21 protein-coding genes are annotated in these 23,726 nt (G+C 65.0%); 12 read left to right on the forward strand and 9 right to left on the reverse strand.

Features of this window, described 5'->3' with window-relative positions; genetic code table 11:
- Positions 1-2: 2 nt before the first annotated feature.
- The gene (locus ATCM_RS03250) at positions 3-3,071 is read left to right on the forward strand and encodes an efflux RND transporter permease subunit (protein WP_132862819.1); all 3,069 of its coding nucleotides are present in this window, start codon (positions 3-5) and stop codon (positions 3,069-3,071) included.
- A gap of 392 nt (positions 3,072-3,463) precedes the next feature.
- Here the strand turns inward: ATCM_RS03250 and ATCM_RS03255 are convergent, their stop codons facing one another.
- From ATCM_RS03255 to ykgO, 6 genes are all read right to left on the reverse strand, one after another.
- Positions 3,464-4,696: a TraB/GumN family protein gene (locus ATCM_RS03255; RefSeq protein WP_132862820.1), complete on the reverse strand. Its 1,233-nt coding sequence runs from the start codon at positions 4,694-4,696 to the stop codon at positions 3,464-3,466.
- A complete protein-coding gene (locus ATCM_RS03260) occupies positions 4,689-5,219 on the reverse strand; it encodes a GNAT family N-acetyltransferase (RefSeq protein ID WP_132862821.1) in 531 nt (176 codons plus the stop codon). The genes ATCM_RS03255 and ATCM_RS03260 overlap by 8 nt, the downstream gene beginning before the upstream one ends.
- A 13-nt stretch (positions 5,220-5,232) precedes the next feature.
- On the reverse strand, positions 5,233-6,120 hold the full coding sequence (locus ATCM_RS03265) for a carbon-nitrogen hydrolase (RefSeq protein WP_132862822.1): 888 nt from the start codon (positions 6,118-6,120) through the stop codon (positions 5,233-5,235).
- Positions 6,121-6,291: 171 nt separating this feature from the next.
- Positions 6,292-7,332, reverse strand: coding sequence for an agmatine deiminase family protein (locus ATCM_RS03270; protein WP_132862823.1), 1,041 nt, complete (start codon positions 7,330-7,332; stop codon positions 6,292-6,294).
- Between the two features lie 83 nt (positions 7,333-7,415).
- Complete coding sequence (locus ATCM_RS03275) at positions 7,416-7,745, reverse strand: hypothetical protein (RefSeq protein ID WP_132862824.1); 330 nt, start codon at positions 7,743-7,745, stop codon at positions 7,416-7,418.
- 187 nt (positions 7,746-7,932) lie between these two features.
- Positions 7,933-8,058 carry a type B 50S ribosomal protein L36 gene (gene ykgO / locus ATCM_RS03280; RefSeq protein ID WP_005409283.1) on the reverse strand — a complete coding sequence of 42 codons (126 nt, stop codon included), beginning with the start codon at positions 8,056-8,058 and terminating at the stop codon, positions 7,933-7,935.
- A gap of 191 nt (positions 8,059-8,249) precedes the next feature.
- Here ykgO and cmk point away from each other — a divergent pair, with 191 nt between their 5' ends.
- The 8 genes from cmk to galU all read left to right on the forward strand — a co-directional run bounded on the left by cmk (position 8,250) and on the right by galU (position 16,545).
- Positions 8,250-8,927, forward strand: a complete 678-nt coding sequence (cmk, locus tag ATCM_RS03285) for a (d)CMP kinase (RefSeq protein WP_132862825.1) — start codon at positions 8,250-8,252, stop codon at positions 8,925-8,927.
- Between the two features lie 191 nt (positions 8,928-9,118).
- A complete protein-coding gene (gene rpsA / locus ATCM_RS03290) occupies positions 9,119-10,798 on the forward strand; it encodes a 30S ribosomal protein S1 (protein WP_132862826.1) in 1,680 nt (559 codons plus the stop codon).
- A 94-nt stretch (positions 10,799-10,892) separates the two neighbouring features.
- The gene (locus ATCM_RS03295) at positions 10,893-11,198 is read left to right on the forward strand and encodes an integration host factor subunit beta (protein WP_132866053.1); all 306 of its coding nucleotides are present in this window, start codon (positions 10,893-10,895) and stop codon (positions 11,196-11,198) included.
- Positions 11,199-11,275: 77 nt separating this feature from the next.
- Positions 11,276-11,578 carry a lipopolysaccharide assembly protein LapA domain-containing protein gene (locus ATCM_RS03300; protein ID WP_132862827.1) on the forward strand — a complete coding sequence of 101 codons (303 nt, stop codon included), beginning with the start codon at positions 11,276-11,278 and terminating at the stop codon, positions 11,576-11,578.
- Between the two features lie 6 nt (positions 11,579-11,584).
- The gene (lapB, locus tag ATCM_RS03305; protein ID WP_132862828.1) at positions 11,585-12,763 is read left to right on the forward strand and encodes a lipopolysaccharide assembly protein LapB; all 1,179 of its coding nucleotides are present in this window, start codon (positions 11,585-11,587) and stop codon (positions 12,761-12,763) included.
- 9 nt (positions 12,764-12,772) lie between these two features.
- Positions 12,773-13,753 (forward strand): glycosyltransferase family 4 protein, encoded by a 981-nt coding sequence (locus ATCM_RS03310; protein ID WP_132862829.1) that lies wholly within the window; start codon positions 12,773-12,775, stop codon positions 13,751-13,753.
- Complete coding sequence (locus tag ATCM_RS03315; protein WP_165931110.1) at positions 13,754-15,667, forward strand: nucleoside-diphosphate sugar epimerase/dehydratase; 1,914 nt, start codon at positions 13,754-13,756, stop codon at positions 15,665-15,667.
- Positions 15,667-16,545 (forward strand): UTP--glucose-1-phosphate uridylyltransferase GalU, encoded by an 879-nt coding sequence (gene galU, locus ATCM_RS03320; protein WP_132862830.1) that lies wholly within the window; start codon positions 15,667-15,669, stop codon positions 16,543-16,545. The genes ATCM_RS03315 and galU overlap by 1 nt, the downstream gene beginning before the upstream one ends.
- Before the next feature lie 181 nt (positions 16,546-16,726).
- Here galU and ATCM_RS03325 read toward each other — a convergent pair whose 3' ends face one another.
- The 3 genes from ATCM_RS03325 to ATCM_RS03335 form a co-directional block, all read right to left on the reverse strand.
- Positions 16,727-17,935, reverse strand: coding sequence for an acetyl-CoA C-acyltransferase (locus ATCM_RS03325; RefSeq protein WP_132862831.1), 1,209 nt, complete (start codon positions 17,933-17,935; stop codon positions 16,727-16,729).
- 79 nt (positions 17,936-18,014) lie between these two features.
- Positions 18,015-20,387, reverse strand: coding sequence for a 3-hydroxyacyl-CoA dehydrogenase/enoyl-CoA hydratase family protein (locus ATCM_RS03330; RefSeq protein ID WP_132862832.1), 2,373 nt, complete (start codon positions 20,385-20,387; stop codon positions 18,015-18,017).
- A 34-nt stretch (positions 20,388-20,421) separates the two neighbouring features.
- Positions 20,422-21,072 carry a TetR family transcriptional regulator gene (locus ATCM_RS03335; RefSeq protein ID WP_132862833.1) on the reverse strand — a complete coding sequence of 217 codons (651 nt, stop codon included), beginning with the start codon at positions 21,070-21,072 and terminating at the stop codon, positions 20,422-20,424.
- 213 nt (positions 21,073-21,285) lie between these two features.
- On the opposite strand from ATCM_RS03335, the gene ndk reads away from it, so the two are divergent.
- The 3 genes from ndk to ATCM_RS03350 are packed head-to-tail and all read left to right on the forward strand — an operon-like array spanning position 21,286 to position 23,725.
- Positions 21,286-21,711 (forward strand): nucleoside-diphosphate kinase, encoded by a 426-nt coding sequence (gene ndk / locus ATCM_RS03340; protein WP_108749396.1) that lies wholly within the window; start codon positions 21,286-21,288, stop codon positions 21,709-21,711.
- A gap of 21 nt (positions 21,712-21,732) precedes the next feature.
- The gene (gene rlmN / locus ATCM_RS03345; RefSeq protein WP_132862834.1) at positions 21,733-22,938 is read left to right on the forward strand and encodes a 23S rRNA (adenine(2503)-C(2))-methyltransferase RlmN; all 1,206 of its coding nucleotides are present in this window, start codon (positions 21,733-21,735) and stop codon (positions 22,936-22,938) included.
- A complete protein-coding gene (locus tag ATCM_RS03350; RefSeq protein ID WP_132862835.1) occupies positions 22,925-23,725 on the forward strand; it encodes a type IV pilus biogenesis/stability protein PilW in 801 nt (266 codons plus the stop codon). The genes rlmN and ATCM_RS03350 overlap by 14 nt, the downstream gene beginning before the upstream one ends.
- The last annotated feature ends 1 nt before the right edge of the window (position 23,726 follow it).

A 23,726-nucleotide genomic window follows, 5' to 3' on the forward strand; every position in this document is an offset into this window, starting at 1 on the left:
GGATGAACATCACCGAGCTGTCCATCCGCCGTCCCGTCACCACCATCATGCTGTTCGTGTCGATGGTGGTGATCGGCCTGATCGCCTCGTTCCGGCTGCCGCTGGAGTCCGAACCGGAAGCCACCATCCCGTTCTTCTTCGTCTCGCTGCCCTATCCAGGCTCGACGCCGGAGGAAGTCGAGCGCAACCTGCTGCGCCCGGTGGAAGAGGCCATTGCCACGATGCCGGGCATCAAGACGATGAACTCGCGTGCCAATGCCGAAGGCGGCCAGATCCAGGTCGAGTTCAGCGACTGGAGCCGCGACATCGCCATGGCCGCGTCCGAAGCGCGCGAGCGCATCGACGCGGTGCGCGACCAGCTGCCGGATGACTTCCGCCGCTACTACGTGCAGCGCTGGAGCACCAGCGACCAGGAGGCGATCAGCCTGCGCTTGAACAGCAACGAGGACCTGACCGCGCGCGCGGACATGATCGAGCGCAGCATCAAGCAGCACCTGGAGCGCCTGCCGGGCGTGGCGCGCGTGGAAGTGGAAGGCGTGGCCAAGCAGGAAGTGCTGGTGGCGCTGGACAAGGACCGCATCAGCGCGCATGGCATCGCCCTGAATGAACTGGTCGAGAAGCTGCAGGCGGCCAATTTCTCGGTGTCCGCAGGGCAGATCACCGAGGATGGACGGCGCCTGCGCGTGCAGCCCCGCGGCGAGCTGCTGGAGCTGCAGGCCCTGCGCAACCTGCCGGTCAACAACCGTGGCACGCGCTTGTCCGATGTCGCCGATGTCAGCCTGCAGCCGCAGCGCATGAGCTACGTGCGGCAGATGGAAGGCAAGCCCAGCGTCGGCGTGGACATCTACAAGGAGCGTTCGGCCAACCTGGTGGACCTGTCGCGTGCGGTGGGCCAGGAGATCAAGGTGCTCGAGCAGGACCCGGCGATGCGCGGGGTCGACGTCGAGGTGGCCTACGACTCGGGCAAGGCGGTGACCAGTTCGTTGCTCGCGCTGGCGGAGGCCGGTGCGATCGGCCTGCTGCTGTCGGTGATCGTGCTGTACGCGTTCCTGCGGCATTGGCCGTCGACGCTGATGGTGTCGATGGCGATCCCGATCTGCTTCATCATGACGCTGGGCTTCATGTACTTCACCGGCATCAGCCTGAACATCATCTCGATGATGGGCCTGCTGCTGGCGGTCGGCATGCTGGTCGACAATGCCGTGGTGGTGGTGGAGAGCATCTACCAGGAGCGGGAGAAGTTTCCCAACCAGCCGGAGCTGGCCTCGATCATCGGTACCCGGCACGTCGCCATCGCGCTGTCGGCCGGTACGCTGTGCCATTGCGTGGTGTTCCTGCCGATGATGTTCGGCGAGAAGAACATCATCACCATCTACCTGTCGCAGCTGGCGGTGACCATCTCCTTCTCGCTGCTTGCATCGTGGCTGGTGGCGGTGAGCCTGATCCCGATGCTGTCGGCACGCATGAAGACGCCGCCGGCGGTGAAGTCACCGTTGATCAGCAGGCTGCAGACCCGCTATGCACGCGTGCTGCGCTGGACGCTGGAGCACCGTGGCTGGAGCGTGGCCGGCATCGTGCTGATCTCGGCGATCAGCGTGTTCCCGATGATGAACACGGCCGGTGGCGGTGACGACAACGACCCGGACGAGATCAATATCTTCTACCAGTGGAAGGGCTCCTACTCGAAGGAGGAGATGGGCAAGGAAGTGCAGCGGGTGGAGGACTTCGTCAACGCCAACCGCGAGGAATTCCACGTCAAGCGGGTGTACAGCCGCTATTCCGAGCAGGGCTGGGCGCAGACGCGCCTGTACCTGAACATCGACGACCGCGAGATCAGCAAGAAGATCGAGGAGGAGGTCCGCAAGGGCCTGCCGCAGTCGGCGCGGGCCAAGATCGGCATCGGCTGGCCCGGTGGCATGGGCAGCGAAGGGCAGGGCGTGCGCTTCAGCCTGGTGGGTGATTCCAGCCAGACGCTGCGCGAGCTGGCCGACGACATCATGCCGATCCTGTCACGCAACCCGAAGCTACGCGACGTGCGCGTGGACATCGGTGATGCCAACTCCGAGCTGGCGGTGCAGGTGAACCGCGAGCGCGCGGCGGCCTACGGCTTCAGCGCACAGCAGGTGGCGCAGTTCGTCGGCATGGCGTTGCGCGGCTCGTCGCTGCGGGATTTCCACCGTGACGATGTGGAGATCCCGGTCAACGTGCGCTTCGCCGGCTCGGACCACTACAGCATCGAGGACTTGTCTTCGTTCATGGTGCGCAGCGCGTCCGGCAAGGAGATCCCGTTGCTGGCAATGGTCGACGTCAACGTCAACCCGGCCGCCAATGCGATTCAGCGCCTGAACCGGCAGACCATGCTGCGAATCGAGGCCGGCTTGGCCAAGGACGTGTCGATGGAGGACGCGCGCAAGTCGGTGGAGGCCACGCTGGGCGACATGGAGTTCCCGCCGGGTTACGGCTACACGTTCAATGGCGCCGGCTTCAACATCAACTTCGATGGCATGGACCAGATGCTGCGCGCCATCGTGATCGCGTTGGTGTTGATGATGGTGATCATGGCGGCGGTGTTCGAATCGTTGCTGTTCCCGGCCGCGATCATGTCCTGCGTGCTGTTCTCCATCTTCGGTGTGTACTGGCTGTTCTGGCTGACCGGCACCGAGATGAACATCATGGCGGTGATCGGCATCCTGGTGCTGATGGGCGTGGTGGTGAACAATGGCATCGTCATGATCGAGCACATCAATAACCTGCGACGGCGTGGCATGGCGCGCACCGATGCGTTGGTGGAAGGCAGTCGCGAGCGCCTGCGCCCGATCATGATGACGATGGGTACCGCGATCCTGGCGATGATCCCGATTGCCCTGAACACGCAGACCGCCGACGGCATGCCGCCGTACTACCCGATGGCCCGCGCGATTGCTGGCGGGCTGGCGTTCTCGACGGTGGTCAGCCTGCTGTTCCTGCCGACCATCTACGCACTGCTGGACGACCTGCGCCGGGGCACCGCACGTTCAGTACGTCGCGCGCGCGGTCTGCCGGCCGAGCGCGAGGTGGCGCTGGAGAGTTGATCCCGCCCGAAGTTGAAATTGAAAAGGCCCGCAGCGATGCGGGCCTTTTCATTGCGACGAAGTGAATGCTGCGGTCGCTTGAAGCTGCTCAGTGCCCCTCTCCCGCATGCGGGAGAGGGGTTGGGGTGAGGGCAGGGTCTGGATAATCCAACCGAAAGGCCAAAGCTCCCTCATCCGGCGCTCCGCACCACCTTCTCCCGCATGCGGGAGAAGGAAGCGCCTGCTGGCTTGGCGTGGAGTTGGATGGCAGGCTAGGCCGCTCAAAGCCCCTCTCCCGCATGCGGGAGAGGGGTTGGGGTGAGGGCAGGCTTTGAGTAATCCATGCCGAAAGGCCAAAGCACCTTCATCCGCTGCCCTGCACAGCCTTCGCGCGCGTGGGAGAAGGGGGCCGCTCAGCCAGCCAACTTTCCATAAACGCTGAAACCCGTCAGCCACAGCCCCAGCATGCTGCCGAGGTTGGTCAGCATGAAGGTCAACGTGATGCGGGTGACGCGGTTGCGGTACCAGCCCTTCAGGGTCTGCGCGTCGTCGCGCAGTTGCAGGAAGTCCTGGTAGGTCGGCTTGCGCAGCCGGGTTTCCACCAGTGCGGCGAATGCACCGGTCGGGATGCTCAGGCGGAACGGCTTGAAGGGGGCCACCGCGATGGCGGTGAGGATGCTCAGCGGGTGACTGCCGGCGAGCAGGGCGCCCAGGCCGGCCAGGCCGCCGGTGTACAGCGCCCAGATCGCCAGCATCTGCGCGCCCATGTTCATGCCGCCCTTCCAGAAACCGATGCCGATGCCGGCCAGCACCACGGCCAGGATGGTCAGCGTGATCCACGGGACGTTGCGCTTCCTGGGAACCGATTCGAGCTGCTCGCGCACCTGCGCCGGCGGCTCGTTGTCGGTTTCCAGATAGCGGGCCAGGCCGGCCAGATGGCCGGCGCCCACCACGGCGAGCACGTTGCGCTGCGCGCTGTCGTGCTCCTGGCGCAGGCGGGTGGCCATGTAGCGGTCGCGCTCGCCGATGATGGTTTCGTACAGCGCCGGGCTTTCCTTGGCGAACTCGCCGAAGCTCGACTCGAGCATGTCGCCCTGCTTGAGCTTCTCGATCTCGTCCTCGCCGACGTCCTCGGACGAGAACAACCCGGCCCCCAGGCCGGCGATCAGCTTGATCTTGCCAAAGAAGCCCAGCCGCTGCGAAACACGGCGGAAGGTCAGCCCGACGTCGCGGTCGATCAGGTGCACCGGCAGGTCGTTTTCCCTGGCCAGTGTCACCGCACGCTTGAGCTCGGCGCCCGGTTCGATGCCCAGCTGGTCGGCGAGGCGGCGCTGGTAGGCGGCCAGGGCGAGGTTGGCCGCGAACAGGGCCACGCGGCCCTTGCGGATGACTTCGACCAGGTCCAGCTGCGCCATTGCATTCGGGTTGGTCAGTGCGACCAGGCGTTGCGGATCCAGTTCGACCGCGACCGCATCGAACTGGCCGCTGCCGATGGCTTCTTCCACTGCCTGTACGCTGGCCAGCGAGACGTGGGCCGTGCCGAGCAGGGTGTAGCGCACGCCGTCGCGTTCGACGATGCGGACCGGCTGGCCGGCAAGCAGTTCAGTGCCGGCGTGTTGCGAGGAGTCGTTCATTGCGTCATTCATTGGAGGGGGCGCTGTCGGTGCCGTCGCCGAGGGCGCGTTGCATCTGCACCGTGTCCAGCCAGCGGCCATGCTTGCGGCCGAGCCCGCGGAAGATACCGACCAGGTGGAAGCCGAAACGTTCGTGCAGCTTGATCGAGGCGGTGTTGCTGGGTTCACCGATCACCGCCACCATCTGCCGGTAGCCGCGCGCGGTGCAGGCATCGATCAACGCCTGCATCAGCGCGCTGCCCACGCCCTTGCCCTGGAAGCGACCATCGACGTAGACCGAGTTTTCCACCGTCCACTGGTAGGCAATGCGGGCACGGTAGCTGTTGGCATAGGCATAGCCGGCGACCTGGTCGTCGATGGTGGCGACCAGGTAGGGGAAGCCGCGCGCGGTGATGTCGGCCATGCGCCGTGCCATCTCCACTTCGTCCGGCACCTCGTATTCGTAGGTGTTGACCAGTTCTTCCACCTCCACCGCGTAGATGGCGGTGATGGCGGGGATGTCGGCCGGGGTGGCCGGACGCAGCTGCAGGCTCACGGGCACCCTTGGGTCAGTCGATGTAGCGCTTGAGCAGGTCGCCGTAGGCATCGATGCGGCGGTCGCGCAGGAACGGCCAGATGCGGCGGACGTGTTCGCTGCGCTGCAGGTCGACGTCGCAGACCAGCAGGGTCGGTTCGGTGCCGGCTTCGGCCAGGAACTCGCCCTGCGGGCCGAGGATGTGGCTGTTGCCCCAGAAGTCGATGCCCGAGGCGCCCAGTGGCGAGCGCTCGTGGCCGACGCGGTTGCAGCTCAGCACCGGCAGGCCATTGGCCACGGCGTGGCCGCGATGGCTCAGCACCCACGCATCGCGCTGGCGGTTCTTCTCGTCCTGCACGTCGTCCGGGTCCCAGCCGATGGCGGTGGGGTAGAGCAGCAGGTCGGCGCCGGCCAGCGCCATCAGGCGCGCGGCTTCCGGATACCACTGGTCCCAGCACACCAGCACGCCGAGGCGACCGACCGAGGTGTCGATCGGCTTGAAGCCGAGGTCGCCCGGGGTGAAGTAGAACTTCTCGTAGAAGCCCGGGTCGTCGGGGATGTGCATCTTGCGGTACTTGCCCAGCAGGGTGCCGTCCTTCTCGAAGACCACCGCGGTGTTGTGGTACAGGCCGGCGGCGCGGCGTTCGAACAGCGAACCGACGATCACCACGCCATGCTTCTTCGCCAGCGCGCCTAGGCGTTCGGTGCTCGGGCCGGGGATCGGCTCGGCCAGGTCGAACTCGTCCACCGATTCGTGCTGGCAGAAGTACGGGCCGTTATGCAGCTCCTGCAGCAGCACCAGCTTCGCACCCTGCGCGGCGGCCTCGGCCACGCGTGCTTCGATCACTGCCAGGTTGGCAGCGGCATCGCCGTGGTTGCGCTCCTGGACCAGGGCGACGGTAAGGGGGCTGCGCGCGTTCATGTGATGCGGATCCTGCGGTGGAAAACGCGCATGTTAGCGCGGATGCGCTGGCGCGACGTGGTGGGGGCTGAACGACTTCGGGCATCGTGCGGCCGGGTGTTGTCCGGCGGCTTTCCGCATGTTCAAGGTGATCGGAGGAGCCGGGCATGGCCGGGCTCCTCCGCGGCCGGCTCAGTGCTTGAGCAGGCCGGCCGGCAACTGCATGGTGATGCAATGCAGGCTGCCGTTCTGCCAGATCAGCGAGCGGCAGGGGACCTGCACGATCTCGCGACCCGGGAACGCCTGCACTAGCACGTCGCGCGCGGCATCGTCGGCCGCGTCGCCATAGGCTGGCATCAGTACCGCGCCGTCGATGATCAGGAAGTTGGCGTAGGAGGCCGCCAGGCGGCGACCTTCGTCCAGCACCGGTTGTGCCCACGGCAGCGGGAACAGGCGGTAGGGCTGTCCATCGGCGGTGCGCAGTGCGGCCAGCTCGGCACCCATGGCCTGCAGTTCGGCGTAATGCGAGTCCTGCGGGTCATCGCAGTTCTGGTAGACGATGCTGTCGGCTGAGGCGAAACGGGCGAGAGTATCGACGTGGGCGTCGGTGTCGTCGCCTTCCAGGTAGCCGTGGTCCAGCCACAGCACGCGGTCCTGCTGCATCCACTGCGCCATGTCCGCGCCCAGCGAGGCACGGTCACGCTCCGGGTGGCGCTCATGCAGGCACTGCCAGGTGGTCAGCAGGGTGCCGGCACCGTCGGTGTCGATCGCGCCGCCTTCCAGGGCGAACGGAATGCTGCGGACATCAGCCTTCGCGTTGAACACACCGGCGCCGTGCAACACGCCGACCAGCTGGTCGTCGAGGCTGGCGTCGAACTTGCCGCCCCAGCCGGTGAAGCGGAAGTCCAGCAGCTGGAAGCTGCCGTCGGCGCGGGTGAGGGTGATCGGGCCGGAGTCACGCAGCCAGGTGTCGTCGTACGGCGCGGTGACGAACTGCACGCGCGCCATGTCGATCCGGTTAGAGCGCAGGCGCATTTCGGCGTAGGTCTCGACGTCGTCATCGGCCACGCAGATCAGTACCGGCTGGAAGCGGGTGATGGCGGCAACCAGCGCGATATAGGTTTCTTCGACCTCGGCCAGGCGCTCGGCCCAATCGGTGTCGGCGTGTGGCCAGGCGATGAGGACGCCGGACTGGGATTCCCATTCGGCCGGGAAGCGGAGCGTGTCGTTCATTTCTTCCTGCAGTTTCAGGGCCCGGCGCACTGGCGCGGGCGTAGGCGGTGACCGATGACCGGCACCGGCCGCCGGGACAAGGGTCAGCGGATCGGCGGCTTGGGCCCGACTTCACCGGGACTGGCCTGGTTGGCCACCACGTCGATGACGCGCTGCCGTTCGAAATACACGGTGAACGCCGGGTAGACCCAGCGGTTGATGGTCGGCCACTGGCGCTTCTGGCCGCCACGCGGCTCCAGCCGCTCCTGCGGCGCGCCGAAGCGGGCTTCCACCTGCTGCGCGGTGTCGCCGCGTGCCGGCAGGGCGCCGGCCGGCTTTTCCTGGGCGCGGTCGATGAGCAGGGTGTCGGCCATCGCGGCCGGTGCCCCGCCCAGCAGGGCGGTCAGGGTCAGTGCTTGGAACAATTGCTTCATGGTCGCTTCTCCCCAGAGGACAAGTGGCGATTACAGCAAAAAACGGCGACGAAAAACCGGCTTGGCGTCGTTTGGTTGCGCTGGAACACGTCTGTGCCGGAAGCTGGATGCAAAAAACCGCCCGAAGGCGGCTTTTTGCGGATTCCGGCGGCCTTGCGGCGACCGGTGCTGGCCTAGGCCAGTTGGCTCAACGCTGGCGAGCCTTGAAGCGCGGGTTCGACTTGCAGATCACGAAGATCTTGCCGCGACGGCGAACGACCTTGCAATCGCGGTGACGAGCCTTCGCCGACTTCAGGGAGGACAGGACTTTCATGGCATACCTCGGCGGATAACTGTTGGGAATCTCAGGAGCGCGGCCGCGGATATGCAGGATGACGCTCGTTCAAGCCCGCCATTCTACCGGGCATTTCCATGCGCGTTCAAGTGGTTGCGGCAAATCGGGCGGCGGGGCGTCCGCGCGGGGCGTTAGAATAGCGCGATTCCCGTTCAGACTCAGGCAGCCACATGAGCCAGCTCCCCCCCGTTCTCACCATCGATGGCCCGTCCGGGGCCGGCAAGGGCACGGTCAGCCGCATCGTCGCGCGCCGCCTGGGCTGGCACTACCTAGATTCGGGCGCGCTGTACCGGGCGGTGGGCGTGGCGGCGAGCTGGGCCGATATCGACACCTCCGATGCCTCGGCGCTGGTGCGTTGCACCTTCGATACCCGGGTTCAGTTCGCTGAACAGGGCGAAAGCCTGCGCGTGCTGGTCAATGGCACCGACGCCACCGATGAGTTGCGGCTGGAGACCACGGGCGCGCTGGCCTCTGCGATCGCGGCCATCCCGGAGGTGCGTGCGGCGCTGAAGGAGCGCCAGCGCGCATTCAGGGTCGAGCCGGGTCTGGTGGCTGACGGGCGCGACATGGGAACGGTGATCTTCCCGGATGCCCCATTCAAGGTCTTCCTGACCGCTAGCGCCGAGGAACGTGCCAATCGCCGGCATAAGCAGTTGAAAGAAAAAGGGGTTTCGGTTAACTTTGATGACCTCCTGCGCGAGATCATGGCCCGCGACGCCCGTGATGCACAGCGCGCAGTGGCGCCCCTGAAGCCGGCCGAAGACGCCGTTTTCATCGACACCAGCGGAATTGGCATCGACGACGTCGTTGCCAAGGTGCTGGATCTGGTCCCCGCAACGGGCCCGTGATCCACGCAGTGTTGAGTGTGGCCAGTGCACCGGCCGCAGTCGCGAAGAGAAGTTGCAACAACCCCGCTGCGCAATGGTGCGTGGTGGGCTTTTCCATTCACACGGCCGCCTGCATGGGGTCGTACAACAGGCTGGACAGTCCGGGTTTCCGCAACGAATCCGCTGTCCGTGTGTTCAACTGAGTAAATCCAATGACCGAATCATTTGCAGAACTGTTTGAAGCCAGCCAGGCCAACCTGGCCAAGCTGAAGCCCGGCGCCATCGTTGTCGGTACCGTCGTTGACGTCCGCGGCGACGTGGTCGTGATCAACGCCGGCCTGAAGTCCGAAGGCATCGTGCCGATCGAACAGTTCCGTAACGACGCTGGCGAGATCGATGTGGGCGTGGGCGACCAGGTGAAGGTCGCGCTGGACTCCATCGAGAACGGCTTCGGCGAAACCGTCCTGTCGCGCGAGAAGGCCAAGCGCGCCATGGTGTGGGACGAGCTGGAAGAAGCGTTGGAAAAGAACGAAACCATCACCGGCCGCATCAGCGGCAAGGTCAAGGGTGGTTTCACCGTGGACATCAAGGATGTCCGCGCGTTCCTGCCCGGTTCGCTGGTCGATGTGCGCCCGGTGCGCGACCCGGCCTACCTGGAAGGCAAGGAGCTGGAGTTCAAGCTCATCAAGCTCGACCGCAAGCGTAACAACGTGGTCGTTTCCCGCCGTGCAGTCGTCGAGAGCGAGCATTCGGAAGAGCGCGAGCAGCTGATGGACAAGCTGCAGGAAGGCGCGATCCTGAAGGGTGTCGTCAAGAACCTGACCGACTACGGCGCGTTCGTGGACCTGGGCGGCATCGACGGCCTGCTGCACATCACCGACATGGCATGGAAGCGCGTGCGCCATCCGTCCGAAGTCGTGAACGTCGGCGACGAGCTGGACGTGCGCGTGCTGAAGTTCGACCGCGAGCGCAACCGCGTTTCGCTGGGCCTGAAGCAGCTGGGCGAGGATCCGTGGGACAACATCTCGCGTCGTTACCCGGCCAACAGCCGCGTGTTCGGCAAGGTCTCCAACGTGACCGATTACGGCGCGTTCGTCGAGATCGAGCCGGGCGTCGAAGGCCTGGTGCACGTGTCCGAGATGGATTGGACCAACAAGAACGTCAACCCGTCCAAGGTCGTGCAGGTCGGTGACGAAGTCGAAGTGATGGTGCTGGACGTGGACGAAGAGCGTCGCCGCATCTCGCTGGGCATGAAGCAGGTTGCCGCCAATCCGTGGGAAACCTTCGCTGCCATCCACAAGAAGGGCGACAAGGTGTCGGGCCAGATCAAGTCGATCACCGACTTCGGCATCTTCATCGGCCTGGACGGCGGTATCGACGGCCTGGTGCACCTGTCCGACATCAGCTGGAACACCACCGGCGAAGACGTGGTCCGCAACTTCAAGAAGGGCGACACCCTGGATGCCGTCGTGCTGGCGGTTGATCCGGAGCGTGAGCGCATCTCGCTGGGCGTCAAGCAGCTGGAGCAGGATCCGTTCGGCCAGTACATGGCTGCCAACCCGAAGGGTTCGAAGGTCGAAGGCGTCGTGAAGGAAGTTGACGCCAAGGGCGCGACCATCGAGCTGGCTGACGGCATCGAAGGCTACGTGTCGGCACGTGACGTCGCCAACGAGCGCGTCGACGACGCCACCCAGTTCCTGAAGGTCGGCGACAAGGTCGAAGCCAAGTTCGTGGGCATGGACCGCAAGGGCCGCACCCTGCAGCTGTCGATCAAGGCCAAGGACGATGCTGAAATGCGCGAAGTGCTGGAGGAATACCAGTCCTCTTCGGGCGGCACCACCCAGCTGGGTGCCCTGCTGCGCGCGCAGTTGAATGGCAACAAGTCCGAGTAATAATCGGACATCCTTGTTGTAGATGTATCTGGGCGGCCCGGACGATCAGTCCGGGCCGCTTCAGGCTAGAGAACCAGCCATTGGCGAGTACGCAATGACCAAATCCGAACTGATCGAAATCCTCGCGCGCCACCAGGCGCACCTGAAGGCCGATGATGTCGATCTGGCGGTGAAGTCCTTGCTGGAAATGATGGGGGGTTCGCTGTCCTCCGGGGATCGCATCGAGATCCGCGGTTTCGGGAGTTTTTCCCTGCATTACCGCCCGCCGCGCCTGGGCCGCAACCCGAAGACGGGTGACTCGGTCGCACTGCCGGGCAAGCACGTGCCGCACTTCAAGCCAGGCAAGGAATTGCGCGAGCGCGTCAGTTCCGTCATCCCGCTGGAAAGCGATCCCGCCTGAGCCTGCCCGGTTCCTGCTGCGAATTCATGCGCTGATTCGGTAAGCTACCGGCTCTTGTTATCGGAGCAGACGGCGCCATGAAGATTTTTCGTTTAGTGCTCCTGCTGGCCGTCCTCGTCGGAGGACTGGTGATTGGTTCGCTCAACTCGCAACCCATCCAGATCAGCCTGGCCTTCTGGATGCTCAAGACCACCTCCGGGGTGGCAATCATCGCCTCGCTGTTGCTCGGCGCCCTGGTGGGCGGTGGCATGGTGATGGCAGGCCTGGTCGTGCCGATGTACGCCAAGCTGCGCCGTGCCAACAAAGTGGTGGCTGCAGCCAACGCGGCGGCAGCACCGGCCGAAACGACGCAATCCCCTTCTCCTTTCGACGGGCGCTGATCGCAGATGGAATTCATCAGTGAGTGGTTCTGGTTCTTCCTGTTCCTGCCGCTTGCCGCGCTCAGCGGCTGGGTCGTGGGCCGCCGTGGGGGGCAACGGCATAGCGAGAACCAGGTCAGCCGGCTTTCCAGTACCTATTTCCGCGGCTTGAATTACCTGCTCAACGAGCAGCCGGACAAGGCCATCGAGCTGTTCCTGCATATCGCCGAGCTGGACAAGGAAACCTTCGAGACGCAGGTGGCGCTGGGGCATCTGTTCCGCCGCCGCGGCGAAGTCGATCGCGCCATCCGCCTGCATCAGGGCCTGGTCAACCGCAATGACCTGAGTGATGCGCAGCGCGTGCAGGCATTGCTCGCCTTGGGCGAGGACTACATGAAGTCCGGCCTGCTTGACCGCGCCGAAACCGTGTTCACCGACCTGGCCAAGCTGGACCAGCGTGCGCCGCAGGCGCTCAAGCACCTGATCAGCATCTACCAGGCCGAGCGCGACTGGGAAAAGGCGATCGAGAACGCCACCCGTTACGAGCAGGTCACCGACGAACCGATGGGCAAGCTGATCGGGCAGTTCGAATGCGAGCTGGCCGAGCGCTATCGCGCCGCGGGCCGTCTGGAGGATGCGCGCGCGGCGATCAACCGCGCCAATGCGGCGGATGCGATGAGCGTGCGTGCCGGCATCATCGAGGGACGCCTGGAGAGCGACTTTGGCAATGACGAAGCCGCGGTGCGTGCGTTCGAGCGTGCGGCCCGCAATGACCCGGACTACTTGCCGGAGATCCTGCCGCAGCTGTTGAAGAACTACCGGAATGTCGGTGATCTGGCTGGCGCGCGCGCATTCCTGGCCGAGATGACCGAGCACTACCGCGGCATCGCGCCGGTGCTGGCGTTGACCCGTCTGATGGAGGAGCAGGAAGGCACTGCGCCTGCACGCGCCTATCTGGGACGACAGCTGAAGGATCGTCCTTCGGTGCGCGGTGAATCGGCGCTGATCGACCTGACCCTGGCCGAGGGCGCCGACCCGGTCGCCACGCTGCAGGACCTCAAGCACATCACCGACCAGTTGCTGGTCCGCAATCCGGCCTATCGCTGCACGCGTTGTGGCTTCGGTGCCAGGACGCACCACTGGCAATGCCCGAGCTGCAAGGAGTGGGGCACGGTCAAGCCGCTGCTGAACTTCGCGGTGCTCTGAACCGTGCCGATGCCGTTCGTACTTCTGCCGCTGGCGACGCTGGCGCTGGCGGCATGGGTGACCTGGCTGGCCATCCACTACGCGATCCGTCGTCGATTGGTCGATCTTCCCGGCGAGCGGCGCAGCCACCAGGTCACCACGCCACGCGGTGGCGGGATCGGGATCGTTGCATCGCAGGTGTTTGCCTGTTCCGTTCTGGCTTTCCTGTACCCCGCTTACGCGTTCGCGCTGCTGGTCTTCGCGGTAGGGTTGCTGTTGGTGGCGGGAATCGGGTGGTGGGACGACCATCGGCCACTTCCCGCGCTACCACGGTTGGGTGTTCACCTGCTTGCATCGCTGATGCTGGGCGGGGTAGTGCTGGGGGCGACCGGCGACCCGTTGAAAGCGGCGTTCTGTGCCTTCCTCGCGGTGTCGCTGATCAACATCTGGAACTTCATGGATGGCATCAACGGCTTGGCCGCCAGTCAGGCGGCGCTGGTCGGCATCGGGGTGGCAGTGCTCTTGCCCTGGCCCCTGGGAATCGCGGGCGCAGTGTTGGCGGCCGGTTGCCTGGGGTTTCTCCCGTTCAACTTCCCGCGTGCCCGGATCTTCATGGGGGATGTGGGCAGTGGCGCGCTGGGCTACCTCGTAGCCGGACTGCTGGCACTGGGCATGTGCACGACAGTGCTGGCCCCGCCGTTGTGGCTGGTATTGCCGTCGGTGTTCCTCGTTGATGCGGGGTTCACCTTGTTGGCGCGGATACTCAAGGGTGAGCGCTGGATGCAGCCGCATACCCAACATCTGTATCAGCGGTTCGTGAAACGTGGCCGAAGTCACGCCATTGTCACGGTCATGTACGCCAGTCTTACGCTGTCAGGAGTGGCATTTACGGTATTCTTTTCAAGCCTTCCCCTAGTTTGGGGATGGGCAGGGGGATTGGGCTGGGGGGCTGCGCTTGCAGCCGCCTGGGGTTTCCTGCGCATCGGGCTTTTCAATAAGGACGGCGACTGAATGGCATCCTGGCATGATCGATTTCCCGGTAGTGGTCTGCGCTATGCGGTGATGCTCCACGATCTGGTCATGGTCTGGCTGGGGTGGCAGCTGCTGTTTGCCGCGCGTTACGCAATGCTGGACAACGCGCCTGACCAGCCGCTGTTCTCGCTGGACGTGCTGGCCGTGGTGGCGATACAAGGGATCGCGTTCTGGAAGGTCGGCCTTTATCAAGGCCTGTGGCGTTTCGCCAGCGTTGCCGACCTGATCAATATCTTCAAGGCGAGCTTCATTGGCCTGCTGGCCATCGTTGTGCTGTTCACCTACCGGCGGCTTCACGGCATTCCGATCTCCGTTTTGGTGGTCTATCCGTTTGCGCTTTCAGCGCTGCTGGGCACGCCGCGGTTGCTGTACCGGGCTTGGAAGGACTATCAGTCCGTGCATTCGGATGCGCGGGCACGCCGCGTGCTGGTCATCGGTGCAGGGCAGGCGGCGGAAGGGTTGATCAAGGACCTGCGTCGCTCAGGCGACTATGAGCCGGTCGGGCTGGTTGATGACTCGATTCATCTGAAGGGCGCGAAGCTGCATGGCGTGCCGATCCTGGGCAAGATCGACGATCTGGTCTCGGTTGCCCGGGAGACCAGCAGCAAACTGCTCGTGATTGCCATTCCAACCATCGATGCCGCGGGCATGCAGCGTATCGTGGGCTTGTGCGAGCGGACCGGGTTGCCGTTCCGGACCGTGCCGCGGTTGACCGATATCCTGGAGGGCAGCTCGCTCCCCGGTGAACTCAAGGAAGTGGCCATCGAGGACCTGCTGGGCCGCAAGCCGATCCTGCCCGACTGGGAACTGATCCGCGGTTGGCTGCGGGGACGCACGGTGCTGGTGACCGGTGGCGGTGGTTCGATTGGTTCGGAGCTGTGCCGGCAGTGCGCACGGCACGGTGTTACCCGTGTCGTCGTGCTGGAAATCAGCGAACTGCTGATGATCAACATCCAGGCCGAGCTGCGGCGCAATTTCCCGGACCTGGATGTGCAGGGGGTGTTGGGCGATTGTGGCGATCCGGCCGTGATCCGCCATGCCTTGCGTACCTTCCGTCCCGATACCGTGTTCCATGCGGCTGCCTACAAGCAGGTGCCGTTGCTCGAGGATCAGCTGCGCGAGGCGGTGCGCAACAACACACTGGCAACCGAGTGCGTGGCTTCGGCCTGTGCGGAAGCCGGGATCGAGAATTTCGTGTTGATCTCCACCGACAAGGCGGTGGATCCGGTCAACGCCCTCGGCGCGAGCAAGCGCTACGCCGAAATGATCTGCCAGAGCCTGAACAAGCGCGCGCCATCGACCCGCTTCGTCACCGTACGCTTCGGCAACGTGCTGGGTTCGGTCGGCAGCGTGGTGCCGTTCTTCCGCGAGCAGATCCGCAAGGGTGGGCCGGTGACGGTCACCCATCCGGACGTCAGCCGCTATTTCATGACGATCCCGGAAGCCTGCCTGTTGATCCTGCAGGCGGCCGCCTCGTCCTCGCGTGGCGCCATCTACATGCTGGACATGGGCGAGCCGGTACTGATCCGTGACCTGGCCGAGCAGATGATCCGGCTGGCCGGCAAGGTGCCCGGCGCAGACATCGCCATTGTCTATACGGGCCTGCGTGCCGGTGAAAAATTGCACGAGAGCCTGTTCTACCACGACGAAAACTGCCAGCCGACCGTCCATCCCAAGGTGATGGAGGCCGGCGTGCGTGAGTTCTCGGCTGACATGGTGCTTGGCAACGTGGCGGCGCTGCGCAAGGCCATTGCTTCCTATGATATCGAGGCGATGCAGCAGATCCTGACCGCCACCATTCCCGAGTTCAAGCCGATCGAGGAGCCTGGAGTGCCCAGTACCTCGGCCAAGATCGTGCCGTTCCCCACCAAAGAAGCTGGAAGGATTCATTGATGAGTGTTCGTATCAAAAAGGCGGTGTTTCCCGTTGCAGGCCTGGGGACGCGCTTCCTGCCTGCGACCAAGACCGTGCCGAAGGAGATGCTGCCGATCATTGATCGTCCGTTGATCCAGTACGCGGTGGATGAAGCCATCGAGGCTGGTTGCGATACGCTGATCTTCATCACCAACCGCTACAAGCATGCGGTGGCCGATTATTTCGACAAGGCCTACGAGCTGGAGCAGAAGCTCGAGCGCGCCGGCAAGACCGAACAGTTGGAACAGATCCGCCATGTACTGCCCAAGGGCGTGCGCGCGGTATTCGTGACCCAGACCGAGGCGTTGGGCCTGGGGCACGCGGTGCTGTGTGCCAAGCCGATCGTCGGAGATGAGCCGTTCGCGGTCCTGTTGCCGGACGACCTGATCTGGAATCGTGGCGACGGCGCGCTCAAGCAGATGGCCGATCTCAACGAGGCATCGGGGGCCAGCGTCATCGCGGTGGAGGACGTGCCCCACGAGAAGACCGGCAGCTACGGCATCGTCGCCACTGACAAGTTCGACGGGCGCAAGGGGCATATCACCCAGATCGTCGAGAAGCCCAAGCCGGAGGACGCGCCCAGTGACCTGGCCGTGGTCGGCCGTTACGTGCTGAGCCCGAAGATCTTCGAACTGCTTGAGTCCACCGGGACCGGAGCGGGCGGGGAAATCCAGCTGACCGATGCGATCGCGCAGTTGCTCACCAGCGAGCAGGTGGATGCCTATCGGTTTGAGGGCACCCGCTTCGACTGCGGCACGCATCTGGGGCTGGTCGAGGCCACGGTCCGTTTCGCGCTGGAGAACCCGAAGCTGGCCGGCCCTGCGCGCGAAGTCATGCAGAAGATGCTGACCGAATAAGCCCCGCGCTTGCAGGGCGTCGACCTTCAAGGTTGACGGGCAGAAGGGCAGCCACTGGCTGCCCTTCCTGCTTTCTGCATCATGCGAAGCATCAGGGCGTTGGTTTCAGGGCATCACGTCGATGCGCACAAAAAAAGGGCGGCCCGCGGGCCGCCCTTTCGGCGTCATCCGGCGAGTTGGATTACAGCGACTCGAAGATGCCGGCAGCGCCCATGCCGGTGCCGATGCACATGGTGACCATGCCGTACTTCTGCTGGCGGCGACGCAGGCCGTGCAGGATGGTCGCGGTACGGATCGCGCCGGTGGCACCCAGCGGGTGGCCCAGGGCGATGGCGCCGCCCAGCGGGTTGACCTTGCTCGGGTCCAGGCCGCAGTCGCGGATGACCGCCAGCGACTGTGCGGCGAAGGCTTCGTTGAGCTCGATCCAATCCAGCTGGTCCTGGCTCAGGCCGGCCTGCTTGAGCGCCTTCGGGATTGCGGCGATCGGGCCGATGCCCATCACTTCCGGGCGCACGCCGGCGACGGAGAAGCTGACGAAGCGGGCCAGCGGGGTCAGGCCGTAATCCTTGATGGCCTGTTCAGAGGCCAGCAGCACCGCGCCGGCGCCATCGCTCATCTGCGAGGAGTTGCCGGCAGTGACGGAGCCACCGAACTGGCCGTTGCGAAACACCGGACGCAGCTTGGCCAGGCCTTCTGCCGAGGAATCAAGGCGCGGGCCTTCGTCGGTGTCGGCGAGCTTGGTGCGGGTAATGATGCGCTTGCCATCGGCCAGATCAGGCAGGTGCGAGATGATCTCGTAGGGGCTGATCTCGTCCTTGAACTCGCCGTTCTGGATCGCGGCGATGGCCTTCTGGTGCGAGGCCAGGGCGAAGGCATCCTGGTCTTCGCGCGAGACCTTCCATTCCTCGGCGACCTTCTCGGCGGTGATGCCCATGCCGTAGGCAATGGCGGTGTGGTCGTTGTCGAACACGCTCGGCGCCATGGCGATCTTGTTGCCCATCATCGGCACCATCGACATCGACTCGGTGCCGCCGGCCAGCATCAGGTCGCTATTGCCCAGGCGGATCTGGTCAGCGGCCATGGCCACGGCCTGCAGGCCGGAGGAGCAGAAGCGGTTCACCGTCTGCGCGGCGATGGTGTTGGGCAGGCCGGCCAGCAGCACGCCGATGCGCGCCACGTTCATGCCTTGCTCGGCTTCGGGCATGGCGCAGCCGATGATGGCGTCGTCGATGCGGTTGACGTCCACGCCCGGGGCCTGGGCGACCACGCTCTTGAGCACGTGGGCGAGCATGTCGTCCGGGCGGGTGTTGCGGAACATGCCCTTGGGCGCCTTGCCAACCGGGGTGCGGGTGGCGGCGACGATGTAGGCGTCCTGGATTTGCTTGGTCATTGCAGTGATCTCTTCAATAGGTGTGAGCGTGAGGGCGGGCGAGGGCGACGCGGTGGCGTCGCGCCTAAAGCACGCTCACTCAGTTCCGCAGCGGCTTGCCGGTTTTGAGCATGTGCGCGATGCGGGCCTGGGTCTTCTCCTGCTGGGCCAGTTCGACGAAGTGCTTGCGCTCCAGGGTGAGCAGCCACTCTTCGTCCACCAGCGTGTTGCGGTCGACCTTGCCGCCGCACAGCACGGTGGCGATGCGCTCGGCGATCTCATAGTCGTAGGGGCTGATGAAGCGGCCTTCGAGCATGTTGACCAGCATCATCTTGAAGGTGGCGATGCCCACGTCGCCGGCGACGCGGATGCGGCGCGCCGGCAGCGGCGGACGGTAGCCGCCCTCGGCCAGTGCAGTGACCTCGGCCTTGGCGATGTGCAGCAGCTCGAAGCTGTTGAACACGACCTTGTCGGTGCCGCGCATCAGGCCCAGCTCCTTGGCGTTGACCGCGGAGTTGGAGACCTTGGCCATGGCCACGGTTTCGAAGGTCTTCTTCAGCTCGGCGAACACGTCGCCGTCGGCACCGGCGGCCTGCGAGGCGCGCACGGCGATTTCCTTCAGGCCGCCACCGGCCGGGAGCAGGCCGACGCCGGCCTCGACCAGGCCGATGTAGCTTTCCAGCGCGGCGACCGACTTGGCCGCATGCATCTGGAACTCGCAACCGCCGCCCAGGGCCAGGCCGCGCACCGCGGTCACCACTGGCACGGTGGCGTACTTGATGCGCTGGCTGGTGCGCTGGAAGTTGGCGACCATCGCCTCGAACTCGGCGATCTTGCCGGCCTGCAGTGCGCCCAGCGCACCGGACAGATCGGCGCCGGCGGAGAAGGGCTCCTTGTTCTGCCAGATCACCACGCCCTTGAACTGCTTCTCGGACAGGCCGATGGCGTGCTGGATGCCGTCCAGTACCTGGTCGGAGACGGTGTTCATCTTGGTCTTGAAGCTGATGACGCTGATGCCATCACCGTCGGTCCACAGGCGGATGCCGTCGTTCTCGAACACGGTCTCGCCCGGAGCGAACTTCTCGCCGAGCAGCGCATCCGGGAAGCGCTGGCGCTGGTACACCGGCAGCGACGAGCGCGGCACCAGTGCATTCTGCGACGGGCTGTAGCTGCCTTCGGCGGCATGCACGCCGTCTCGGCCGTCCAGCACCCAAGCCGGCAACGGGGCATTGCTCATGCTCTTGCCGGCGGCGATGTCCTCGGCGATCCACTGCGCCACCTGCTTCCAGCCGGCGGCCTGCCAGGTCTCGAACGGGCCCAGCGACCAGCCGTAGCCCCAGCGGATGGCCAGGTCCACGTCGCGCGCGGTTTCGGCGATGTCGGCCAGGTGGTAGGCGCTGTAATGGAACAGGTCGCGGAACGTCGCCCACAGGAACTGGGCATGCGGGTGCTGGCTTTCGCGCAGCTTGGCGAACTTCTCGGCCGGGTTCTTGATCTTCAGGATCTCGACCACTTCCGGCGCGGCGGCGCGGTCGGCCGGACGGTAGTCCTGCTTTTCAAGGTCGATGACCATGATGTCCTTGCCGATCTTGCGGAAGATGCCCGCGCCGGTCTTCTGGCCCAGTGCACCCTTTCCGATCAGCGCGCCCAGCCATGCCGGCGCGGCGAAGTACTTGTGCCACGGGTCGTCGGGCAGGGTGTCGCCCATGGTCTTGATGACATGCGCCATGGTGTCCAAACCGACCACGTCGGAGGTGCGGTAGGTCGCCGACTTCGGGCGGCCGACCAGCGGGCCGGTCAGGCCGTCCACTTCGTCGAAGCCCAGGCCGAACTGCTGGGTGTGGTGGATGGTGGACAGGATCGAGAACACGCCGATGCGGTTGCCGATGAAGTTCGGGGTGTCCTTGGCGTACACCACGCCCTTGCCCAGGTTGGTGGTCAGGAAGGTTTCCAGGCCTTCCAGCACCGACTTGTCGGTGGTCTTGGCCGGGATCAGCTCGGCCAGGTGCATGTAGCGCGGCGGGTTGAAGAAGTGCACGCCGCTGAAGCGGTGGCGCAGTTCTTCCGGCAGCACGTCGGCCAGCTTGTTGATGCCCAGGCCCGAGGTGTTGGAGGCCAGCACCGCGTGTTCGTTCACGAACGGGGCGATCTTCTTGTACAGGTCCTGCTTCCAGTCCATCCGTTCAGCGATGGCCTCGATGATCAGGTCGCAGTCGCGCAGCTGCTCCAGGCCCGAGTCGTAGTTGGCCGGGGTGATGGCTTCGGCCAGCGACTTGGACGCCAGCGGTGCCGGGCTCAACTTGCCCAGGTTGGCGATGGCCTTGAGCACGATGCCGTCGGCCGGACCTTCCTTGGCAGCCAGGTCGAACAGGACGGTGTCGACGCCGGCATTGGTCAGGTGGGCGGCGATCTGCGCACCCATGACGCCTGCGCCCAGGACGGCGGCGCGGCGGACAAGCAGGGAATTGGACATATCGATAAACCTTTGGTCTGCGATGACGGGTGGATCAGGTAAGGGACGAATCCGGCGTACGTGCGCTTGCACGGAAACCGGCTTCAGCGAAATGGATCAGTTCCTGCGCGGCCTTGCTGCGGTGGGCGGCCTCGCTGATGTTGTGCGGGCGCTTGATCAGGCCGAAATCGGCCATGGCGTAGGTGAGCGCGCCGGCCAGGAAGTCCAGGCGCCAGTACAGCTCTTCCTTGCTCAGGCCAGGCACGCAAGCGCCGATGGCCTTGCCGAACTCGCGCAGCACGTGGCCGTAGTGGTCGGACAGGAACTTGCGCAGGTTGTCGTTCTTCTCGGCGTAGGCGCGGGCGATCACGCGGACGAAGGCGCCGCCGCTCTGGCGGTCCTGTGCCAGGGCCAGCGCCGGTTCGACGAAGGCCGCCAGCACCGCGCGCAGGTCGCCGGGCTGGCTGCTGCGGGCCTGTTCCAGCTGGCCCAGGCGGGCGGCGGTCATCTCGTCCATGCGGCGGCGGAACACTTCATTGACCAGGTTTTCCTTGGACCCGAAGTGGTAATTGACCGCCGCGATGTTTACGTCCGCGTGACTGGTGACCTGGCGCAGCGAGGTACCGGCGAAGCCGTGCTGGGCGAACAGTTCCTCGGCCGCGCCGAGGATGCGGTCCTTGGTGGAGAAGCTGGCAGGTTTGCCCATGGTGGTCACAATCAATCAAACGATTGTTTGGATCCTACGCCCGGCCGGGCGCCTCGGTCATGCTGCGTCGCAACATCATTCACGTGGCGCTGTGCAAAGGGCCGGGGCACCCGGTAGAATTAGCCACCGCAATTCAGGCTAAGCCCGCGTCCGCACGCGGGTTTTTTTCATGTACCCTCGGGCCGACCGGCCCTGAACAACCGGAGAATTCCCATGGCGCTGGAGCGCACCCTTTCCATCATCAAGCCCGACGCCGTTGCCAAGAACGTGATCGGCGAGATCTACGCCCGCTTCGAAAAGGCCGGCCTGAAGGTCGTGGCCGCCAAGTACAAGCAGCTCTCGCGCCGTGAAGCCGAAGGCTTCTACGCCGTGCACCGCGAGCGTCCGTTCTTCAACGCCCTGGTCGAGTTCATGATCTCCGGCCCGGTGATGATCCAGGCCCTGGAAGGCGAGAACGCCGTGCTGGCGCACCGCGACCTGCTGGGCGCCACCAACCCGAAGGACGCTGCCCCGGGCACCATCCGCGCCGATTTCGCTGATTCGATCGACGCCAACGCCGCCCACGGTTCGGATTCGGTCGAGAACGCCGCCATTGAAGTGGCCTACTTCTTCGCCGCCACTGAAGTGGTTTCGCGCTAAGCAGTAAAGAAGGTTGAAGCCGTGAACGAGGTCGTACAGACACCCGCCATCCAGCCGCTGCCGAAAACGGCGCCGACCGCTGGCAAGCAGAACCTGCTCGACCTTGATCGCGCGGGCCTGGAGAAGTTCTTCGTCGAAACCCTCGGCGAACAGAAGTTCCGTGCCCACCAGGTGATGAAGTGGATCCACCACCGCTACGTCACCGATTTCGACCAGATGACCGACCTCGGCAAGGCGCTGCGCGCCAAGCTGCATGCCCATGCCGAGGTCGTCGTCCCCAATGTCGTGTTCGACAAGCCCTCCGCCGATGGTACCCACAAGTGGCTGCTGGCGATGGGTGTGGATGGCAAGAACGCCATCGAGACCGTCTACATTCCGGACAAGACCCGCGGCACGCTGTGCGTGTCCTCGCAGGTTGGTTGCGGCCTGAACTGCACCTTCTGCTCGACCGCCACCCAGGGCTTCAACCGCAACCTGACCACCGCCGAGATCATCGGCCAGGTATGGGTGGCCGCCCGCCACCTGGGCAACGTGCCGCACCAGATGCGCCGTCTCACCAACGTGGTGATGATGGGCATGGGCGAGCCGCTGATGAATTTCGACAACGTCGTGCGCGCCATGAGCATCATGCGCGATGACCTGGGCTACGGCCTGGCCAACAAACGCGTGACGTTGTCCACCTCCGGCCTGGTGCCGCAGATCGATCGCCTCTCGGTCGAGAGCGACGTATCGCTGGCCGTGTCGCTGCACGCGCCCAATGATGAGCTGCGCGAAACGCTGGTGCCGCTCAACAGGAAATACCCGATCGCCGAGTTGATGGCGTCGTGCGCGCGCTACCTGCGCGGCAACAAGAAGCGCGATTCGGTGACCTTCGAATACACCCTGATGAAGGGCATCAACGACCAGCCCGAGCACGCCCGCCAGCTGGCACGCTTGATGCGCCAGTTCGACAACGCGGTGCAGGCCAAGGATTCGGGCAAGGTCAACCTGATCCCGTTCAATCCGTTCCCCGGTACGCGCTACGAGCGTTCGGACGAGGGGCAGATCCGCGCCTTCCAGAAAATCCTGCTCGACGCGCAGGTGCTGACGATGGTGCGCCGTACCCGCGGTGACGACATCGACGCGGCCTGCGGCCAGCTCAAGGGCCAGGTGATGGACCGCACCCGCCGCCAGGCCGAATTCAACCGTCTGCTGGAAGCACAGGAAAACGGGGATGCGCGGGCCTGACCGGCTGCTCCTGCTGGCGGTCGTGGCGCTGCTGCTGGCCGGCTGCGGCGAGCGCAATGCGCGGATCGGCAAGATCAAGGGGTACAAGCCGGTCGCGCCGGTGTACGAGGTGCGCGATGACGCGCAGACCCGCAAACGGATGAAGTACGACGAGCTGCTGGGCGTGGCCGGCGACCGCTTCGGTCGCGGTGATCTGGAGGATGCCCAGAAGTTCGCCCGCTCCGCCCAGAAGCTGGATGCCTCGCGCCCGGAAGCGTTCACCGCGCAGGCGTTGGTGGCCTCGCAGCGCGGCCAGGACGAGGAGGCCGGCGCACTGTACCGCAAGGCCGCCGAGCTGGCGCCGAGCCGGGGCGCGGAGCTGAACAACTACGGCGTCTGGCTGTGCTCACACGGGCATCCGGCCGAGGCGCTGGTCTGGTTTGACCGTGCCCTGGCCGATGCGAACTACGGCTCCCGGGCCGAGGCGCTGGCCAACGCTGGTGGCTGTGCGCTCGATGCCGGCCAGAACGAGCGCGCCGAGGACAACCTCCGCCAGGCGCTGGCGTCGGCGCCGAACAACGCCTACGCGCTGGAATCGATGGCGCGCAACGAGGTCCTCCATGGGCGCTATTTCGAGGCCCGGGCCTTCTACCAGCGGCGTTTGGCGGCTGCGCCGGCCACGGTTTCCGTGTTACAACTTGCCATTCATATTGAAGAGCGGCTGGGCGACAGGAGTGCCGTCGGTCGATTCCAACAGCGGTTGCGCGAAGAGTTCCCTTCGGACGCGGCCTCGAAATCCCAGGGCTGAT

Origin of the sequence: Stenotrophomonas sp. ATCM1_4 (genome assembly GCF_004348115.1) — a bacterium.
In the GTDB taxonomy this organism is placed as follows: Bacteria; Pseudomonadota; Gammaproteobacteria; order Xanthomonadales; family Xanthomonadaceae; genus Stenotrophomonas; species Stenotrophomonas capsici.

Coding starts and splice junctions, on each gene's coding strand:
- ATCM_RS03250 (WP_132862819.1), top strand. CDS start 3: ATGAACATCACCGAGCTGTCCATCCGCCGTCCCGTCACCACCATCATG.
- ATCM_RS03255 (WP_132862820.1), bottom strand. CDS start 4,696: ATGAATGACGCAATGAACGACTCCTCGCAACACGCCGGCACTGAACTG.
- ATCM_RS03265 (WP_132862822.1), bottom strand. CDS start 6,120: ATGAACGCGCGCAGCCCCCTTACCGTCGCCCTGGTCCAGGAGCGCAAC.
- ATCM_RS03270 (WP_132862823.1), bottom strand. CDS start 7,332: ATGAACGACACGCTCCGCTTCCCGGCCGAATGGGAATCCCAGTCCGGC.
- ATCM_RS03275 (WP_132862824.1), bottom strand. CDS start 7,745: ATGAAGCAATTGTTCCAAGCACTGACCCTGACCGCCCTGCTGGGCGGG.
- ykgO (WP_005409283.1), bottom strand. CDS start 8,058: ATGAAAGTCCTGTCCTCCCTGAAGTCGGCGAAGGCTCGTCACCGCGAT.
- cmk (WP_132862825.1), top strand. CDS start 8,250: ATGAGCCAGCTCCCCCCCGTTCTCACCATCGATGGCCCGTCCGGGGCC.
- rpsA (WP_132862826.1), top strand. CDS start 9,119: ATGACCGAATCATTTGCAGAACTGTTTGAAGCCAGCCAGGCCAACCTG.
- ATCM_RS03295 (WP_132866053.1), top strand. CDS start 10,893: ATGACCAAATCCGAACTGATCGAAATCCTCGCGCGCCACCAGGCGCAC.
- ATCM_RS03300 (WP_132862827.1), top strand. CDS start 11,276: ATGAAGATTTTTCGTTTAGTGCTCCTGCTGGCCGTCCTCGTCGGAGGA.
- lapB (WP_132862828.1), top strand. CDS start 11,585: ATGGAATTCATCAGTGAGTGGTTCTGGTTCTTCCTGTTCCTGCCGCTT.
- ATCM_RS03310 (WP_132862829.1), top strand. CDS start 12,773: ATGCCGTTCGTACTTCTGCCGCTGGCGACGCTGGCGCTGGCGGCATGG.
- ATCM_RS03315 (WP_165931110.1), top strand. CDS start 13,754: ATGGCATCCTGGCATGATCGATTTCCCGGTAGTGGTCTGCGCTATGCG.
- galU (WP_132862830.1), top strand. CDS start 15,667: ATGAGTGTTCGTATCAAAAAGGCGGTGTTTCCCGTTGCAGGCCTGGGG.
- ATCM_RS03325 (WP_132862831.1), bottom strand. CDS start 17,935: ATGACCAAGCAAATCCAGGACGCCTACATCGTCGCCGCCACCCGCACC.
- ATCM_RS03330 (WP_132862832.1), bottom strand. CDS start 20,387: ATGTCCAATTCCCTGCTTGTCCGCCGCGCCGCCGTCCTGGGCGCAGGC.
- ATCM_RS03335 (WP_132862833.1), bottom strand. CDS start 21,072: ATGGGCAAACCTGCCAGCTTCTCCACCAAGGACCGCATCCTCGGCGCG.
- ndk (WP_108749396.1), top strand. CDS start 21,286: ATGGCGCTGGAGCGCACCCTTTCCATCATCAAGCCCGACGCCGTTGCC.
- ATCM_RS03350 (WP_132862835.1), top strand. CDS start 22,925: ATGCGCGGGCCTGACCGGCTGCTCCTGCTGGCGGTCGTGGCGCTGCTG.